Raw genomic sequence first — 16,071 nt, 5'->3', positions numbered from 1 at the left:
GGACTCCAGGAGCCTTACGCTCCCGCGTATGACCACTTCAGAGACATCCAGGTATGTTCGGCTTCGCGTGGAGATGGTGTTGGAGATCACCGACGCCGAAGCCCTGACCGGCAGCGCCCTGGCGGGCATCGCCGCCGAGTACGCGGCAGCGGGCATCGACCCCGCCGCGGTCGGATCCGCCGAGGAGCGCACGCATGCCGAGGCCACTGTCCGGGAAGACGGTGCGGAGGCCCTCGCTTCACTTGTCGACCCTTTCGACCTGGTCAGCGAGGTGCCGGGCATCGAGCTCGCCCAGGCGTCCTGGAGCAGTGAGACGGTCGAGTACGACCCCGACGCCGAGGACTGGTCCGAGGACTGGGACGGCGGCGAGGACGACGACGGGAGCGACTACGGATTCGAGGGCGCCGAGGAGGGCGTCGAGGTCGAGGACAATGGGAAGGGCTATGGCGAGCGCGCCGGTGCGGAACGGTAGGTCAGAGGTGTGAGCACCCCGGCCCCGGCCCGCATCCGACGGCGGACCGGGGCCGGTCGCATGCCGATCGCCTATTGATGGTCCGGCGGCGGGAACCGGCGCCGACGTCACCGCGTCGGTGAGTGGTGTTCCCCACATCTTCGGCGGATGAGGAACCGACCACCCGTAAAGGGTGTTCTGGAACATTGACGGGGTAATGCCGTCCGGCAGCCCTGTTCGGGGATTTTGGGGAATCGGCAACGATGGAGAAGCGTGTGATGACGGACAGCAAGCGGCGCAGGGGCCTCATGGCCGCGTCCGCACTGCTCGGCGGCGTACTGGTCCTCTCTGCCTGTAGCGACGATGGCGGCAAGAGCGCCTCGCCGACTGCGGAGAGCTCGAAGAAGTCGCAGGCACAGGTGGACGAGGCCGCGGCGAAGGAAGCCTCGGAGGCGCAGATAACGATCGCGCCGAAGAACGGCGCCACCAACGCGAGCATCAACAAGGACGCCAAGGTCACCGTCACCAAGGGCAAGCTGACCGAGGTCACCATGACCACGACGGCCGGCCAGAGCGTCGAGGGCACCCTCGCCGCCGACGGCATGAGCTGGGTACCCAACGGCCAGCTCGAGCGCTCCACCACGTACAAGATCAATGCGACGGCGACCGACGCCAAGGGCCGCGAGGCCCACGAGAACAGCTCCTTCACCACCGTCTCGCCCGACAACAGCTTCATCGGGAACTTCACCCCCGAGGACGGCTCCACCGTCGGCGTCGGCATGCCGGTCTCGATCAACTTCAACAAGGCGATCACGAACCAGAAGGCGGTCCAGGACGGCATCACCGTCACGACCAGCAGCGGCCAGCCGGTCGTCGGCCACTGGTTCAACTCGCAGCGGCTCGACCTGCGCCCCGAGGACTACTGGCAGGGCGGTTCCACCGTCACGCTGAAGCTGGAGCTCGACGGCGTCGAGGGCGCGGACGGCGTCTTCGGTGTGCAGCAGAAGTCGGTCACCTTCAAGGTCGGCCGCAACCAGGTCTCGACGGTCGACGTGCAGACGAAGACGATGACCGTCACCCAGGACGGCAAGACCATCAAGACCATCCCGATCTCCGCCGGTTCCTCGGACAACCCGACGTACAACGGCGAGATGGTGATCTCCGAGAAGTTCAAGGAGACCCGGATGGACGGTGCGACCGTCGGCTTCACCGACGACGACGGCAAGGGCGAGTACGACATCAAGGACGTGCCGCACGCCATGCGGCTGTCCACCTCGGGCACCTTCATCCACGGCAACTACTGGGGCGCCAAGTCGATGTTCGGCAGCGCCAACACCAGCCACGGCTGTGTGGGCCTCGCCGACGTGAAGGGTGCGGACGACCCGAACGCACCGGGCGCCTGGTTCTTCAACAACTCCATGGTCGGCGACGTGGTCATCGTCAAGAACTCCCCGGACAAGACCATCAAGCCCGACAACGGACTCAACGGCTGGAACATGAGCTGGGCCGAGTGGACGGCCGGCTCCGAGGCCTGATCCAACGGTTCGACCCCATTCCCCCGTACGAAGGCGGCGGCACCCGGAACTCCCGGTGCCGCCGCCTTCGGCGTTCTCATGCGGCTCTCATCGCGGCCTTAACTCCCCATCACACCCGCTCCATAACGTCGCGCCATGTTCTTCACCTACCTCCGGCGCGAGCTGCGCCGCCGCAGAAAGGCGGCGCTGGTCGTCGCCTCGGGGCTCGCCCTGGGAATCGCGCTGGTCATCATCGTCAGCTCGGTGTCATCCGGCATGACCAAAGCCCAGGACAAGGTCCTGGAATCGCTGTACGGCCTGGGCACGGACATGACCGTCACCAAGGCCGCCGCAGCCCCGGGCGCCACGGCGCAGCGTCCGAGGTTCGAGTTCGACGCCAAGGACGACGACTCGACCCAGAGCACCGACCGGGTCATGGTCCAGGGCTTCCAGACCCTGGCCTCCACCACCGTCGACAAGGTCGCGGGACAGAGCGGCGTCGCCGACGCGGTCGGCGGACTGAGCCTCACCGTCATGAAGGTCGACGGGCAGTTCAAGCGCGGCGAGTTCAAGCAGGAGGAGGGAGCCCCGCAGGACAGCAGGACCGGACCCGGCGGTGGCACGGGACAGCCGCAGGGCGAGGTCCAGGGCGGCGGAGCCTCCTTCGACGTCAACTCCTTCACCGTGTACGGAACCGACGTCACCCAGCAGGACCTCGGCCCGCTGACCTCCTCCAAGATCACCGCGGGCCGTACGTTCCAGGCCGCCGAGACGGACGCGAAGGTCGCGGTCGTCGACGCCGCGTACGCCAAGGAGAAGAAGCTCGCGGTCGACAAGACCGTGACGGTCTCCGGCACCAAGTACACGATCATCGGCGTCTCGACGGCGGACAGCGGTGACGCCGCCGCCAATGTCTACGTACCGCTGAAGCAGGCGCAGACGCTGGCCGACTCCAAGGACAAGGTCACCACCGTCTATGTGAAGGCCGCCGACTCCCAGCAGATCGACACCGTCAAGGCCGCCATCCAGAAGAACATCTCCGGCACCACGGTCACCACGTCCGCGGACCTCGCCGACACGGTGTCCGGCTCCCTCTCCACCGCATCCGACCTGGCTTCCAGCGTCGGCAAATGGCTCTCGATCGCCGTACTGATCGCCGCGTTCCTCGTCGCGGGGCTGCTCACGTCCTCGGCGGTCAGCCGTCGCGTACGGGAGTTCGGCACCCTCAAGGCGCTCGGCTGGAAGAGCGGCCGTGTCACCCGCCAGGTGGTCGGCGAGGCCCTCGTCAACGGCCTCATGGGCGGGGTCCTCGGTATCGCCGTCGGGCTCGGCGGCGCATACGTCGTGACCGCCATCAGCCCCACCCTCACCGCCCAGCTCGGCTCCTCGGGCGGCGGCATGGGCGGCGGCGGTCCGATGGGCGGCGGCGGACCCGGCCGTCAGACGGCCTCCCGGACCCTCGACATCGCGCTGACCGCGCCGGTCTCCCTCTCCATCATCCTGATCGCCGTCGGACTGGCCGTGGCGGGCGGACTCATCGCGGGCGCCTTCGGCGGCTGGCGCGCCTCCCGGCTGCGTCCGGCCGACGCCCTGCGCCGCGTCGAGTAGCGCCGGCTCCCGAATCCAACTTCCGTACGTACAGCAGGAGTCCATACGTGTACCAGCTCAAGGGCGTCACCAAGCGCTACCGGCGCGGCAAGACCACCGTCAACGCGCTCGACGGGGTCGACCTGACCATCGAGGACGGCGGCAGGCTCGTCATCCAGGGCCCGACCGGCGGCGGCAAGTCCACCCTCCTCCAGATGCTCGGCGGTCTGGACCGGCCGACCGAGGGCAGCATCGAGCTCGACGGGGTCGACCTGGCCAAGCTGCCCGAGGCGCGGCTCACCAAGGTGCGGGCGGAGTCCATCGGCTTCGTCTTCCAGAGCTTCAACCTGATCCCCACGCTCACCGCGCAGGAGAACGTCGAGACGGCGCTCGTGCCGCTGGGGCTCGGTGCGAGGTCCCGCCGGGAGCGGGCGGCCGAGGCGCTCGAATCCGTGGGCCTCGGCGACCGACCCACCCATCTGCCGGGTGAGATGTCCGGTGGTCAGCAGCAGCGCGTCGCGATCGCGCGGGCGCTGGTGAAGCGGCCCAAGGTGCTGCTCGCCGACGAGCCCACCGGCAATCTCGACGAGTCCATGCGCGACGAGATCATGGAGGTGCTCGACGGGCTGTGGAAGGAGCACGGTCTGACGTTCATCATGGTCACCCACGACAGTTCCCTGGCCCGCAAGGCGCCGCGTCTCGCGACCATCCGCAAGGGCCGTGTCACGGTGACGGAGAACGCCGCCGCCTGAACCCGCGTGTTCTCTCGCCGGGCGGGCTGTCCGGTCTCAGACCGCCCGCCCGGCGAGGGCCGCCCGGTAGGCCGCCAGGTCGGCGCGGCGCACCTGGCGGAGGCCCGACAGGGTCTCGTACGGATCGCCGTCCTCGTTGGCGAGGAGCGGGCAGTCGCCGCCGTCCCGGGCGGGGCCGGACGAGGAGCGCAGCCATAACCAGGGCTGCAACGGCACCCAGCACAGTCCGTGGACCCAGCGCCGTACCAGTCGGCCGAGGCCGGGCCGGCCGACACCGGGCATCCCGACGACCCGCACCCCCATGACCAGCTTGCCCGCGCTGGCCCGGACCGCGACGGTCAGGAGCACCTGATTGACGAACGAGAGCACGAGCGCGATACCGAGGAGCAGCGGGAGCGCCCGGCCCGCGTCGGACGTGCCCAGGTGGGGCCGGGTCAGCAGCCCGGCCGTCAGCAGACAGAGATAGCAGTCGACCGCGACCGCGAGATACCGGCGCATGTCACCGGCGCCCGAGGGGATGCGCGGCGGGGGACGTAACGCTCCGTGGACCCCGTTTTCCGGAGGGATTCCGGACCTTCGCTTCCCGTGCAACATCCGTTTTTCGTAGGGCAGTTGACTACTGCTGTTCCCCCGTGGCGAGCTCATGACGGCATCATGGCCGATCGTCCGCTGTCGCGTCTCCCTTCCACGCATAGCGGATGTCCGGTTCCCGCTCCTCGTTGTCCGAACCGTCCGTCGTCCCGGCCGCCACGAAACCGTGCCGCTCGTAGAAGCGGTGCGCGGCGGTGTTGACCTGGAAGGTCCACAACTCCAGCCCCTGCGGGCTGCGTTCCTTGGCCAGCTGTACGAAGCGGTCGCCGATCCCGTGTCCCCGGCTGTCGGGGGCCAGGTAGAGCTGCTCGATCCGGTTCTCTCCCAGCACCATCATTCCGACCACGGCACCGCCCTCGTCGGCCACCCAGGTCTCGTGGTGCACCACGACGACATCGCGGAAGAACGCCCGTACGCCGTCGTCGTCATGGGCGCGGCGCACGGTCGGCAGCGCGGCGTCGAAGGACCGCAGATAGACCTCCGCCACCGCCGCCCCGTCCTCGGTGCGGGCGCGGCGCAGCGCGATGCGTTGAGATCCTTGCTTGTTCATCCGGTCAATCTCGCACATCTGTCCGGTCGTCGGCGTTGTCGGGTCCGGCGGGCAGCGGCCGGCGCCGGGAGAACTCCGCCAGGCCGGTGTTCGCCACCAGCACCACCGCGAACGCGAGGGCCGCCGAAGGGTGCCCCAGCCCGAGGACCGCCAGCGCGCCGCCCCCGAGCACCACGGCCTTGACCAGCAGGACACCCGCGAGAGGAAGGCGGACCCGGGCACGCGGGGCGGCGAACGCACCCCACAGCACGATGGCCGCCGCGGGCGTTCCCACCCCCAGCAGCAGGCGGGCGACGGTGTCGTCCGGTACGGCGAAGCCCCACCAGCCCAGACAGAACAGGGCGGCCAACTCCAGCAGGAAGGCCAGGACTTCATTGGCCGCGAACCAGGGGCCGCGCGCCATGGACAGGCCGGGCCCCGTCTCGTGCTCGTTCATCTGTTCGTTCGTCGTCACGACGGCGAGTCTTTCAGCCGCGTCCGGAAAGCGACGCCCGGATAGGGGATTTCGCCGGAGGCGGAACGCACACGCAGACGTGCCGGGCCCGGTGCTCCTAGGCTGAGCAGGGTGAGCAGCCACGAGTCGGACCACGCCCGCGTCATCCCCCTGCGCCCGGTCGCCCGGGAGCCGCTTCTGCGGCATGTCGTCGGCGACGTACTGCGCCGTGAGCGGCGGGCCCAGGAGCGCACGCTGAAGGACGTCGCCGAAGCGGCGCGGATCTCGATGCCGTACCTCTCCGAGCTGGAACGGGGCCTGAAGGAACCGTCGTCCGAGGTACTGGCAGCAGCCGCCCACGCCCTCGGCCTCCGCCTCGCGGACCTCCTGGCCCTGAGCCACCGCGAACTGATCCGCGTCGCGCGCACGGACAGCGTTGCCACGCGCGGCGCGTCGCGGCCGGGCCCGCGCCAGGGCGAGGTGCGACTCGCGGCCTGACGGCCTACCGCCCGGCCTGAGCCGCCTCCTCGGGAGTCTTGTATCCCTTGACGACGGGGTCCTTCTTCAGCGGTTCGTTCTCGCAGCCGAGGGCGTCCGTGGCCTGCCGTGCCATGAGGTACAGGAAGTGGATCTGGCGATCCCTTGCTTCCTGGCTCACCGCGGTGCCGACGTAGGCGGTGTTCGAGACGTCCGCGACCAGCAGGCTCTGCTGGGACGGCTTGCTCAGCTTGCCGGGCAGGTCGCATTGCATGCGGAGCGTGGAGAGCGTTTCGTCGGACTCTCCGTGGAGGCCGTTGACGTTGTAGTAGGTGTGGGTATTCGCGGGACGGCCCGAGCCTTTCGGGTCTTCCCGGGTCGTCCAGTGGAAATCGACGCTCAGGGTGTCGCTGCCGGCCCCCCTCGGGCGCTCCAGGGAGAACGAGCACATCGGCGTCCGGTACTCGGTGCGTCCCGACTCCTCGCGCGCCTGCAACTCCTCCTTCAGCCCTTCCGCGAGGGCGGAGGTGCTCTTCTCGACCCTGGTCCGGTATTCGTCCGTATCGAGCAACTGCCGGATGAGCTTGCCCTCGCTGGTGCTGGGACCGTACTCGCAGGCTTGGCTGACCGGCGGTTCGGGGGTTTCCGACGTGCAGGCGACCGCCGTCAGGGCGAGTGCGGCGAACACGGCAGATGCCTTGAGCGGGAGACGGACATTCGGATCACAGGTGCGTGAGGGCAGCATTCCGTCCGGCGTCGTGGCCGTCGCGCGCGTTGTCCCTCGCCGACTTGAAGGCTCCCGATCCCGAAATGTCATTGTCTTCGCCCCACTTGTCGATGATCTTGTTGGTGCCGTCCATGCCCACGGCGAAGTTGTCGCTCGCATCCTTCTTGCCCTGGGCCTCCGCCGCGTCGACGACATCCTTGGTCCAGTCGTATGCGACCGCGTCGATGATCGAACCGCCCACCGTGCCCAGGACCGGGACCTCACCGATCAGACCGTTTGCCCCGGCGGCCGAATACGCGGCGGTGTCCTCGGCCCACTCCGCCTTGTCCTTCTCCTTGTCGTCGTACACGTCGGCGCCGATACCGTTGAGCGCGCCCATCGCGCCACCGATCTGATTGCCGCGGTGGTCCCAGTCCGCGCTCGCACCATGAGTCTTGTCACCGGTGTACGCGGGAGCCGTGGCGAGTTCATCAGCGACGTACGCCCGCTCGGTCTCGTACAGCAGAGCGAAAGAGGGCGCGTCTTCCGCGATGCCACGCATGACACGGACAAGGCTTGCCTGCCCCACGGCGATATGTGACTTGTCGTCCGAACCCTTGATGGAGTCCTGGCCCGCGATCCCGCCGTACGCCGACTCCTGACCGTTCAGGATGATGTGCGTGTCGTGCACATAGTCGGTGAGCGCCCTCGCCATCGGCTGGCGGATGTTCTCCAGGTCCTTCGGGAATTCGTCCCCGCCCTGGTCCTTGTCCAGGTGCCGGATGGTGTCGTGCAGCACGCGCGCCTGGCCCTCGGAGTGCGGACCGGGCTCGCCCGGCTTGCCTCCCGGCTCGTGGCCGGTCGAGGCGGCTTCGATGGCTGCGCCCAGTCCCGCGGCCTTCTCGGGGTCGTTGATTTCCAGGGTCGCCCCGTTGGGGCCGATGATGTCGTCGTACGGCCACTTGCGCTCGGTCATCATGTACTTCAGGTGGTCGTTCTTGTTCCCCTCCGCCTCGGGGTCGAGGAAGTACTCCGCCGACGCCGGGTCCTTGCTCATGATGCCGAGCAGGCTGTCCAGCGGGTCGGTGGCGAGACCGGGGCGGGTCGCGTCGAAGGCGTGCGAGCGTCGGTCCGGGTCCTCGTTCTTGATGATGTCGTTGCCGACGTCATTGAGGAATTCCTTGCCGTATCCATCGCCATGCTCCATCAGCGTCACGAACGCCTGGTATCCGGAGGTGACCGATACGCCCTTGTCGATCCGGTCGGGGCCGACGCCCTTCAGACTGTCGAGGAACGGCTTGTACGCGTAACTGTTGGGGTCCTTGGTGCCGGTGGCGACGGTGTTCGCGAGGCTTTCGGAGATCGAGTTGTAGAGCTTCTTGTCGCTCGCCGACACACCGGACTCGCTCGCCGCGAGGTGCATCCGGTCGGCCACCTGCACCGTGCCCTCCGCGCCGAGGCCGTGCAGATACGCCTCGCTGAAGTTCTTGTCCTTGGCGTTCTCGCGCATGACATCGCGATAGTGCTGGAGTTCCTTTTCCGAAGCCTTGCCGGAGTTGACCTTCTCCGTCAGGGCGAGCGCCTCCACGGCCTCGACGTCCCCGACCGGCTTGGCGTTGAATCCGAAAGGTGCCGTGCCATCGGCGCCGGACGCGTTCAGCAGGGCGACCTTCACGTCCTGATCGAAGTCGTTGACCGCCTTCACCGCAGCACCGATATTGCTGGTGTAGGACATCTCGACGTTTCTGAGATCAGGGTCGTGGCGGACACTGTTCCCCGTCTGCGTGTCCACCTTGCTGTAGTCGTAACTCGCGACACCGGTGTCGGAGACCTTCATCCCGGCCTTGACCGCGTCCGCGACAGCGGACTCCACCTTCGCCTTGAGCTCCGTGAACTGCCCATGGGCGTCCCGGAGCAGCGACTCCATGGCGAGGGCTTCCTTCTGCGCCGCGTCGTACTGGCCGCGCGTCACCGCGAAATTCGGGGCGGCGATCGATGCGCTCTCGCCGAGCCATCTGTCGCCCTTGGTGACGCTCTGCACCTCTTCCTCGTACATGTCCTCAAGCTTCTTCAGCTTGCCGGCCATGTCCTTCCAGCCGTCCGCGGCCGAAGTGAGCTCGGAGAGCTTGACGTGCAGGATCTCGTAATAGCTGGGCACTGCTCCCCCTAGATTCCGGACACCTTGGACCGCAGCGGCCCGAAATCCTGCCCGGTGGATATGTCTTGATTGTTGAACAGGATCGACGTGTTCCGAAGGCTGGACTTCTCGCTGCTCAGCCGGGCCATCAGCCGCTTCACCTGGGTGTCCCAGTGCGCGTGGGCCTTCTTCAGGCCGGCGCCGGTGTCCCAGTCACTGAATTCCGTGATGGCCTTCCGGGTGGACTCGTCGGCCGCGTCGGCGGCCGACTTGGTCCCGGGCTCGAGCTTGGTCTCGATGGCATTCGCCGCTTTCTTCTTCGCGGCGGGGGCTGTGGCGAGGTCCGGTGTGGAACCGGTGGGGCCTGTCGGTCCTGAGCCGTCGGCCGGCAGCTGGTTCAGTCGCGTGTGCGACGACTGCTGCTCCGTGACCGCCTGTTTCTGCTGAGCCCATTCCTGGTCGAACGACACGCGTTTCCCCCGTTGACGTACGTCTTTTGGGAGCCACTTTAGTCAGCGGGCGTGGGTGCGCAAACTCTCGGGTTGCACACGCAATCAGCGCTGCCCGTTCACGAATTGGGCACCGCCGCGGGTGGGGCAGCCGCTACAGGTCGGACTCGGGCGCGGGAGCGATGCCCGTCGGGCAGGAGCGGCCCCAGTTCGTCTCCGACGGGGCGCTCAGCTTCGCGCCCGTACCGCCGATGCCGCAGTAGCCGTCCGGGTTCTTGTCCAGGTACTGCTGGTGGTACGCCTCCGCTGGCCAGAACGTGCGGCCCTCCGCCGGAAGGATCTCCGTCGTGATCTCGCGGAAGCCGGCGCCGGTGAGGACCTGCTGGTACGCCTCGCGGGACGCGCTCGCCGCCTCCGCCTGCTCGGGGGAGTGGGTGTAGACCGCCGAGCGGTACTGGGTGCCCACGTCGTTGCCCTGGCGGAAGCCCTGGGTCGGGTTGTGGGACTCCCAGAAGAGCTTCAGGAGCTCCGCGTACGAAACGATCCGGGGGTCGAAGACGACGCGGACGGCCTCGGTGTGACCGGTCAGGCCCGAGCACGCCTCCTCGTACGAGGGGTTCTCCGTGTAGCCGCCCTGGTAACCCACGAGGGTCGTCCAGACACCCTCCGTCTGCCAGAACTTGCGCTCGGCCCCCCAGAAACAGCCCAGCGCGAAATCGGCGACCTCCAGGCCCTCCGGATACGGGCCCACCAAGGGGTTGCCGAGGACCGTGTGGCGGGAGGGGACCGTGAATTCCGGGGTGGGACGGCCGCGCAGGGCCTGCTCCGGGGTGGGGAGCTCGGGGGTGCGGTTGTTCAGGAACATACGGGGGCTCCTCCAGGGCTTGGTGTGCAGTCCTTACAACGCGGGAAGGGCGCCGCGGATTCCGGCGCCCCGGCGGCTAGTGGGGCAGGGTCGCCGGGTTGCCGCCGTTCGCCTCGTATCCCGCGACCGCGAGTGCCCGGTAGACCGTGTAGGAGGCGGCCGGGTCCGAGCCCTGCGTCCACGGCAGCGCGCCCACGTGGCCGTCGATGTGGACGATCTGGTTCATCGCCTCCGACCAGCGTTCCATCCGGACCAGGAACAGCACCAGCAGGTGGCGGACGTGGGCCAGCATCGGATCGTCGGCGCGGGCCGCGTGCACCGCGAACAGCGCGCCCTCCACCGCCTTCGTCACCACGACGCCCCGGTAGAAGCCCTGCACCAGATTGACCTCGGGCAGGTGCTCGTACACCGCGAACAGCGGCAGCGCCGCCAGCAGCGAACCCTGCGGGGCGCGGGCGGCGGCCGTGGTGGCGAACCGCTCGGCCTCCTCGCGCGAACCGTGCCACTTCTCGCACCAGAAGTGCAGGGCGGCGATATGCGCGCCCATATGCGCCGGGGCACGGTCGATGATCTTCGCCCAGAGCTGGTCGAACTGCTCGTGGGAGTAGCCGAGTCCACGGGCCACGGCCAGTTCGACGATGTACGGGACGGGGTCGCCCGGCGCCAGCAGCGCCGCCTCGCCCACGACCGTACGGGCCTCCTCCAGGATGATCCGGAAGTCGTCCGTGCCCGCGGCGGATGAACGCCACGCCTGCTGCACCAGGAACTCCGCGTGCACCGCGGCGCCGCCCGCGTCCTTCGGGGACTCCGCCCGCCAGTTGCGCAGCCACGCGCCGCCGACCCCCGGCTGCCGCATCAGCTCCAGCGATGCCGCACCGGCGAACGCCTGCACCCGCTGCCACCGCACCTCGCCGTCCTTGGGCGTGCCGGCCAGCAGCTGGGCCGCCGCCCGCCAGTCCTGGGTGGCCTCCACGACATCCAGGACATCGAGAAGATCCTGGTCGGGCCCCGGCATCCGGACGTCCAGCTCCTCCTCGCGGAGGAAACCGTACGACTGCGGGTCGGCGGCGTCGGGGGAGCCGGGCGCGACCTGACGGATACCGCCCCGACGGCGCAGCACGAAGGGGCCGACGACGGCGGCGATCATGCACAGCGCGAGCAGGAACCAGAGAATCTCCATACGACCATTGTCCCCGCACGGCGCAGTGACCTGTGAGCGCCCTCGTGACGAACTACGCTCGGGCCTCATGAGCGACCAGCACAGCTTCGAGACTCTCGCGATCCATGCGGGAAACACCGCCGATCCCCTGACCGGCGCCGTTGTTCCGCCCATTTACCAGGTGTCCACGTACAAGCAGGACGGCGTGGGCGGACTGCGCGGCGGCTACGAGTACAGCCGCAGCGCCAACCCGACCCGTACCGCCCTGGAGGAGAACCTGGCGGCCCTGGAAGGCGGCCGGCGCGGGCTCGCCTTCGCGTCCGGCCTCGCCGCCGAGGACTGCCTGCTCCGTACGCTGCTCACGCCCGGTGACCACGTGGTCATCCCGAACGACGCCTATGGCGGTACGTTCCGGCTGTTCGCGAAGGTCGCCTCGCGCTGGGGCGTGGAGTTCTCCGTCGCCGACACCTCGGACGTGGCGTCCGTCAGGGCGGCGATCACCCCGCGTACCAAGGCGATCTGGGTGGAGACCCCGTCCAACCCGCTCCTCGGGATCACGGACATCGCGGCCGTCGCCGGAGTCGCCCGCCAGGCGGGGGCGCGGCTGGTCGTCGACAACACCTTCGCGAGCCCCTACCTCCAGCAGCCGCTCGCCCTCGGCGCGGACGTCGTGGTGCACTCCACCACCAAGTACATGGGCGGCCACTCCGACGTCGTCGGCGGCGCGCTGATCGCCAACGACCCGACCCTGGCCGACGAGTTGGCCTACCACCAGAACGCGATGGGCGCGGTCGCCGGGCCGTTCGACGCCTGGCTGGTGCTGCGCGGCATCAAGACCCTCGCGGTCCGCATGGACCGGCACGACGAGAACGCCACGAAGGTCGCCGACCTGCTGACCCGCCACCCCAAGGTGGACAGCGTCCTGTACCCGGGGCTCCCCGAGCACCCCGGGCACGAGATCGCCGCCAAGCAGATGAAGGCGTTCGGCGGCATGGTGTCGTTCCGGGTCGCGGGCGGTGAGGCGGCGGCGGTCGAGGTCTGCAACCGCGCCAAGCTGTTCACGCTCGGTGAGTCGCTCGGCGGCGTCGAGTCGCTCATCGAGCACCCGGGCCGGATGACGCACGCGTCGGCCGCGGGCTCTCCGCTGGAGGTCCCGGCCGACCTGGTCCGTCTCTCCGTCGGCATCGAGAACGCGGACGACCTGCTGGCGGACCTGACGCAGGCACTCGGCTAGCAGTCAGGGCAGGTGAGGTGTCCGTCCGGCGGTGCGCGTGACGCGGTCGCCGGACGGGGCCGGCCTTCTCAGACGCCGGCCTTCTCGTCCTCCAGGGAGGCGCGGACCTCCGCGCGCAGCTCCGGGCTGTCCGTGTGCTCGTGGACCGATACGGCGTGCTCGGTGGCGGCCCGCACGACTTCTTCCTCCTCACCGGTGATGGTGAGAGTGCAGTTCGAGACGCTCGGGTACTTGCGGCAGTCGGCGGTCTTCCTGGTCACGACGGCCTCCTCGGCTCGTACGGCATGACTCATCCAGGATAGATCCGGCGGGTCACGCCCGCCGGAGCCCGCGTCACCAGCCCTCCAGTGGCGGTGTCGTCCCGGCCGGCGGGACCACCCACGGCCGGGTGACTCCCGCCCACACCACGAACACGACCACCGCCGCACACAGCAGGCAGAACGCCACCCGGCGCACGGCACGGTGGCGCCGCAGGAGCCGGGCACCGCGTTCCGCCGCCCGCAGCGCCAGATCGGCGGGCACCTGCGGACGCGGAACCTCCAGCATCCGGCGGACCTCGTCCACCTTCCGGTCGCTCATCGCGCACCCCGCAGCAGCCGTGCGACCGGACGTCCCCGGCGCTCCGGCGGCTCCGGGACCGCCGCGGACATCCTGACGACGGCCCTGGCACAGATCGCCCGCACCCGTTCCGCCGGCAGCCCGAGCAGCGCCGCCGCCTGTTCCTCGGCGACTCCTTCGTACAGACGCAGGACGAGCACCAGGCGCTCCTGCGGGGTCAGCCGTTCCAGCAGACCGCCGCGCGGCCGGTGGTGACGCCACGCCTCCCGCGCGAAACGGCTGACCAGCTCCTGGCGGGTGCGGTCGTACGGGTCCTCGCCGTGCAGCCGGTCCCACTGTGCGTACGTGTGCGCCAGCGCCCCGGTCAGCAGCCGCAGGGCCCGGAGGTTGGCCCCCGGCGGTTCGGCGGGCTCGGCCGTGCAGAGGGTGGCGGTGTGCAGCAGACGGCCTGCCGCGCCCGCGACGAAGTCCTCGAACTCCTGGGCACGGCGGCGCTGTTGGTCGGCCTGCCGCTCTCGCATACCCCATCGGAGACCCGGCGGGACCCCCGGGTCAAGAGGTGTGCGCGACCGGCCGGCGGTCAGTCCTCCTGCGGGGCCTGGTGCGCCGCCTGGCGCGCGGCCAGTGCCGCGTTGAACCGGGTGAGCAGGGTGCAGAACGTGTCGCGCTCCTCCGTGCTCCAGTCGTCCGTCACCTGCGACATCAGCTCGCGCCGCGAGGAGCGGACCTCGTCCAGGCGGGCCTGCCCGCGCGGGGACAGCTGGAGCACCACGGCGCGGCCGTCCTCCGGATGCGAGGTGCGCTTGACCAGACCGGTGTCGACGAGGGGCGCGACCTGGCGGGTCACCGTCGAGGAGTCGATCCCCATACCGGCGGCCAGCGCCTTGACGCCCATCGGGCCTTCCTTGTCCAGCCGGTTCAGGAGCAGATAGGCGGCCCGGTCCATGGAGTTGCGGACCTGGCCGACGCCCCCGAGGCGGGTCTGTTCGGCACGGCGGGCGAAGACGGCCACCTGGTGCTGGAGCGCGTCGAGCAGGTGGTCGGTACCCGGGTTGCCGGGGGCGGTGCCCCCGGAAGGAGACGCAGCAGTCGTCATGTCCTGAGGGGGCATGGCCGGGCTCTCTTCGTGCGGTGTCGGATGAAGTGGGGGACAGAGTACGCGGCCACGGGGCAACGCGTACCAGCGCTGCACAAACCTGTGGACACCACCGCAGTCCGCCATGAGACGAGTCTGCCGCGACCGGCCCGAGCTGCAAGACTTGCCGTCATGAGCTTCCGTACGTCAGGCCCCTTTCCTCCTGTGATCCTCGACGATGTCCGCGGGGCCAGGAAGATGCTGTCGGGCGTGGCCAGAGTGACCGCGATGGAGGGCAGCCGGTATCTGACGGAGCTGGTCGGCGCCCCGGTCCACTTCAAGTGCGAGAACCTCCAGCGCACCGGATCGTTCAAGCTGCGCGGGGCGTACGTACGTATCTCCGGGCTCACACCGGTGGAGCGGGCGGCCGGAGTGGTCGCGGCGAGTGCCGGAAACCATGCGCAGGGTGTCGCACTCGCCTCTTCGCTGCTCGGCGTACGGTCCACGGTCTTCATGCCGGTCGGCGCACCCCTGCCCAAGGTCTCCGCGACCCGCGAGTACGGCGCGCAGGTCCGGATGCACGGCCATGTCGTCGACGAGACGCTCGCCGCCGCCGAGGAGTACGCGGAGCGGACCGGCGCCGTCTTCATCCACCCCTTCGACCACCCGGACATCATCGCGGGGCAGGGCACCGTCGGCCTGGAGATCCTCGAACAGTGCCCGGAGGTCCGCACCATCGTCGTCGGCATCGGCGGCGGCGGCCTCGCCGCGGGCATCGCGGTCGCCGTGAAGGCGCTGCGCCCCGACGTCAGGATCGTCGGTGTGCAGGCCGCGGGCGCGGCCGGTTATCCGCCGTCGCTGGCCGCCGGTCACCCCGTCGCGGTCCCCTCGCCCCAGACGATGGCCGACGGGATCAAGGTGGGGCGCCCCGGCGACATCCCCTTCCACCTCGTCCGGGAGCTGGTCGACGAAGTCCGTACGGTCTCCGAGGACGAGCTCTCCAGCGCGCTGCTGCTCTGCCTGGAGCGGGCCAAGATGGTCGTCGAGCCGGCCGGGGCCAGCCCCGTGGCCGCGCTGCTCAGCGACCCGAAGGCGTTCACCGGACCCGTCGTCGCGGTGCTGTCCGGCGGCAACGTCGACCCCCTCCTGATGCAGCGCATCCTGACCCACGGCATGGCGGCGGCGGGCCGCTATCTGAGCCTGCGGCTCAGGCTGACCGACCGCCCCGGTGCGCTGGCCACCCTCCTCGCCGCGCTCTCCGTGGCCGACGCCAACGTCCTCGACATCAGCCATGTGCGGACCGACCCGCGCCTGGGCCTCAGCGAGGCGGAGGTCGAACTGCACCTGGAGACCAAGGGCCCCGCGCACTGCGACGAGGTGTCAGCTGCACTGCGGGACGCGGGCTACCTGGTGATGAGGTCAACGACCCGGGACTGAGGTCTCGGGCTTGCTGCTCGTGACCATCGCTGGCTGCGATGGACCCGGCTGCGTCCTGCGCTCGACTGCACCGGTTACGCGGTGAAGGTGAGAGCT

General features: G+C 69.4%; 19 protein-coding genes. 7 read left to right on the top strand and 12 right to left on the bottom strand.

Features of this window, described 5'->3' with window-relative positions; genetic code table 11:
* Nucleotides 1–73: 73 nt before the first annotated feature.
* From ACWGO0_RS10765 to ACWGO0_RS10750, 4 genes are all read left to right on the top strand, one after another.
* Nucleotides 74–472, top strand: a complete 399-nt coding sequence (locus ACWGO0_RS10765; RefSeq protein ID WP_453531598.1) for a hypothetical protein — start codon at nt 74–76, stop codon at nt 470–472.
* Between the two features lie 242 nt (nt 473–714).
* A complete protein-coding gene (locus ACWGO0_RS10760; RefSeq protein ID WP_453531220.1) occupies nt 715–1,986 on the top strand; it encodes a L,D-transpeptidase in 1,272 nt (423 codons plus the stop codon).
* Between the two features lie 135 nt (nt 1,987–2,121).
* Nucleotides 2,122–3,573 (top strand): ABC transporter permease, encoded by a 1,452-nt coding sequence (locus ACWGO0_RS10755; RefSeq protein WP_453531217.1) that lies wholly within the window; start codon nt 2,122–2,124, stop codon nt 3,571–3,573.
* A 47-nt stretch (nt 3,574–3,620) separates the two neighbouring features.
* Nucleotides 3,621–4,304, top strand: a complete 684-nt coding sequence (locus tag ACWGO0_RS10750) for an ABC transporter ATP-binding protein (RefSeq protein WP_453531215.1) — start codon at nt 3,621–3,623, stop codon at nt 4,302–4,304.
* 36 nt (nt 4,305–4,340) lie between these two features.
* Here the strand turns inward: ACWGO0_RS10750 and ACWGO0_RS10745 are convergent, their stop codons facing one another.
* From ACWGO0_RS10745 to ACWGO0_RS10735, 3 genes are all read right to left on the bottom strand, one after another.
* Nucleotides 4,341–4,802, bottom strand: a complete 462-nt coding sequence (locus ACWGO0_RS10745; protein ID WP_453531213.1) for an RDD family protein — start codon at nt 4,800–4,802, stop codon at nt 4,341–4,343.
* Nucleotides 4,803–4,956: 154 nt separating this feature from the next.
* A complete protein-coding gene (locus tag ACWGO0_RS10740; protein WP_453531210.1) occupies nt 4,957–5,445 on the bottom strand; it encodes an N-acetyltransferase family protein in 489 nt (162 codons plus the stop codon).
* Nucleotides 5,446–5,449: 4 nt separating this feature from the next.
* On the bottom strand, nt 5,450–5,848 hold the full coding sequence (locus ACWGO0_RS10735) for a YrdB family protein (protein WP_453531595.1): 399 nt from the start codon (nt 5,846–5,848) through the stop codon (nt 5,450–5,452).
* A 162-nt stretch (nt 5,849–6,010) separates the two neighbouring features.
* On the opposite strand from ACWGO0_RS10735, the gene ACWGO0_RS10730 reads away from it, so the two are divergent.
* Nucleotides 6,011–6,376: a helix-turn-helix domain-containing protein gene (locus ACWGO0_RS10730; RefSeq protein ID WP_453531208.1), complete on the top strand. Its 366-nt coding sequence runs from the start codon at nt 6,011–6,013 to the stop codon at nt 6,374–6,376.
* A gap of 4 nt (nt 6,377–6,380) precedes the next feature.
* Here ACWGO0_RS10730 and ACWGO0_RS10725 read toward each other — a convergent pair whose 3' ends face one another.
* From ACWGO0_RS10725 to ACWGO0_RS10705, 5 genes are all read right to left on the bottom strand, one after another.
* A complete protein-coding gene (locus ACWGO0_RS10725) occupies nt 6,381–7,043 on the bottom strand; it encodes a hypothetical protein (protein WP_453531205.1) in 663 nt (220 codons plus the stop codon).
* Nucleotides 7,044–7,077: 34 nt separating this feature from the next.
* Nucleotides 7,078–9,219 carry a hypothetical protein gene (locus ACWGO0_RS10720; protein ID WP_453531202.1) on the bottom strand — a complete coding sequence of 714 codons (2,142 nt, stop codon included), beginning with the start codon at nt 9,217–9,219 and terminating at the stop codon, nt 7,078–7,080.
* 8 nt (nt 9,220–9,227) lie between these two features.
* Complete coding sequence (locus ACWGO0_RS10715; RefSeq protein ID WP_453531199.1) at nt 9,228–9,668, bottom strand: hypothetical protein; 441 nt, start codon at nt 9,666–9,668, stop codon at nt 9,228–9,230.
* Between the two features lie 133 nt (nt 9,669–9,801).
* Entirely contained in the window at nt 9,802–10,512 is a 711-nt protein-coding gene (gene msrA / locus ACWGO0_RS10710; RefSeq protein WP_453531196.1) for a peptide-methionine (S)-S-oxide reductase MsrA, read from the bottom strand.
* 76 nt (nt 10,513–10,588) lie between these two features.
* Nucleotides 10,589–11,692, bottom strand: coding sequence for a hypothetical protein (locus tag ACWGO0_RS10705; RefSeq protein WP_453531193.1), 1,104 nt, complete (start codon nt 11,690–11,692; stop codon nt 10,589–10,591).
* A gap of 67 nt (nt 11,693–11,759) precedes the next feature.
* On the opposite strand from ACWGO0_RS10705, the gene ACWGO0_RS10700 reads away from it, so the two are divergent.
* On the top strand, nt 11,760–12,905 hold the full coding sequence (locus ACWGO0_RS10700) for a cystathionine gamma-synthase (protein WP_453531190.1): 1,146 nt from the start codon (nt 11,760–11,762) through the stop codon (nt 12,903–12,905).
* Between the two features lie 68 nt (nt 12,906–12,973).
* On the opposite strand, the gene ACWGO0_RS10695 is transcribed toward ACWGO0_RS10700, so the two are convergent.
* The 4 genes from ACWGO0_RS10695 to ACWGO0_RS10680 form a co-directional block, all read right to left on the bottom strand.
* A complete protein-coding gene (locus ACWGO0_RS10695; RefSeq protein ID WP_453531188.1) occupies nt 12,974–13,165 on the bottom strand; it encodes a DUF1059 domain-containing protein in 192 nt (63 codons plus the stop codon).
* A 73-nt stretch (nt 13,166–13,238) separates the two neighbouring features.
* A complete protein-coding gene (locus ACWGO0_RS10690) occupies nt 13,239–13,484 on the bottom strand; it encodes a hypothetical protein (RefSeq protein WP_453531185.1) in 246 nt (81 codons plus the stop codon).
* Nucleotides 13,481–13,984, bottom strand: coding sequence for a sigma factor-like helix-turn-helix DNA-binding protein (locus tag ACWGO0_RS10685; protein WP_453531182.1), 504 nt, complete (start codon nt 13,982–13,984; stop codon nt 13,481–13,483). Before ACWGO0_RS10685 ends, ACWGO0_RS10690 begins: the two co-directional genes overlap by 4 nt.
* A gap of 59 nt (nt 13,985–14,043) precedes the next feature.
* Entirely contained in the window at nt 14,044–14,574 is a 531-nt protein-coding gene (locus ACWGO0_RS10680) for a MarR family winged helix-turn-helix transcriptional regulator (protein WP_453531180.1), read from the bottom strand.
* Between the two features lie 156 nt (nt 14,575–14,730).
* On the opposite strand from ACWGO0_RS10680, the gene ilvA reads away from it, so the two are divergent.
* Complete coding sequence (gene ilvA / locus ACWGO0_RS10675; protein ID WP_453531178.1) at nt 14,731–15,975, top strand: threonine ammonia-lyase; 1,245 nt, start codon at nt 14,731–14,733, stop codon at nt 15,973–15,975.
* Nucleotides 15,976–16,071: the final 96 nt, after the last annotated feature.

The sequence above is a fragment of the Streptomyces sp. NPDC055749 genome, assembly GCF_053617235.1.
This window is presented reverse-complemented; position numbering and strand designations above follow the sequence as displayed.

What these genes read in the sequence shown, in the direction of transcription:
- ACWGO0_RS10740 (WP_453531210.1), bottom strand. Translation starts at nt 5,445, where the DNA reads ATGAACAAGCAAGGATCTCAACGCATCGCGCTGCGCCGCGCCCGCACC.
- ACWGO0_RS10685 (WP_453531182.1), bottom strand. Translation starts at nt 13,984, where the DNA reads ATGCGAGAGCGGCAGGCCGACCAACAGCGCCGCCGTGCCCAGGAGTTC.
- ACWGO0_RS10745 (WP_453531213.1), bottom strand. Translation starts at nt 4,802, where the DNA reads ATGCGCCGGTATCTCGCGGTCGCGGTCGACTGCTATCTCTGTCTGCTG.
- ACWGO0_RS10735 (WP_453531595.1), bottom strand. Translation starts at nt 5,848, where the DNA reads ATGGCGCGCGGCCCCTGGTTCGCGGCCAATGAAGTCCTGGCCTTCCTG.
- ACWGO0_RS10755 (WP_453531217.1), top strand. Translation starts at nt 2,122, where the DNA reads ATGTTCTTCACCTACCTCCGGCGCGAGCTGCGCCGCCGCAGAAAGGCG.
- ACWGO0_RS10690 (WP_453531185.1), bottom strand. Translation starts at nt 13,484, where the DNA reads ATGAGCGACCGGAAGGTGGACGAGGTCCGCCGGATGCTGGAGGTTCCG.
- ACWGO0_RS10760 (WP_453531220.1), top strand. Translation starts at nt 715, where the DNA reads ATGGAGAAGCGTGTGATGACGGACAGCAAGCGGCGCAGGGGCCTCATG.
- ACWGO0_RS10700 (WP_453531190.1), top strand. Translation starts at nt 11,760, where the DNA reads ATGAGCGACCAGCACAGCTTCGAGACTCTCGCGATCCATGCGGGAAAC.
- ilvA (WP_453531178.1), top strand. Translation starts at nt 14,731, where the DNA reads ATGAGCTTCCGTACGTCAGGCCCCTTTCCTCCTGTGATCCTCGACGAT.
- ACWGO0_RS10705 (WP_453531193.1), bottom strand. Translation starts at nt 11,692, where the DNA reads ATGGAGATTCTCTGGTTCCTGCTCGCGCTGTGCATGATCGCCGCCGTC.
- ACWGO0_RS10765 (WP_453531598.1), top strand. Translation starts at nt 74, where the DNA reads ATGGTGTTGGAGATCACCGACGCCGAAGCCCTGACCGGCAGCGCCCTG.
- ACWGO0_RS10680 (WP_453531180.1), bottom strand. Translation starts at nt 14,574, where the DNA reads ATGCCCCCTCAGGACATGACGACTGCTGCGTCTCCTTCCGGGGGCACC.
- msrA (WP_453531196.1), bottom strand. Translation starts at nt 10,512, where the DNA reads ATGTTCCTGAACAACCGCACCCCCGAGCTCCCCACCCCGGAGCAGGCC.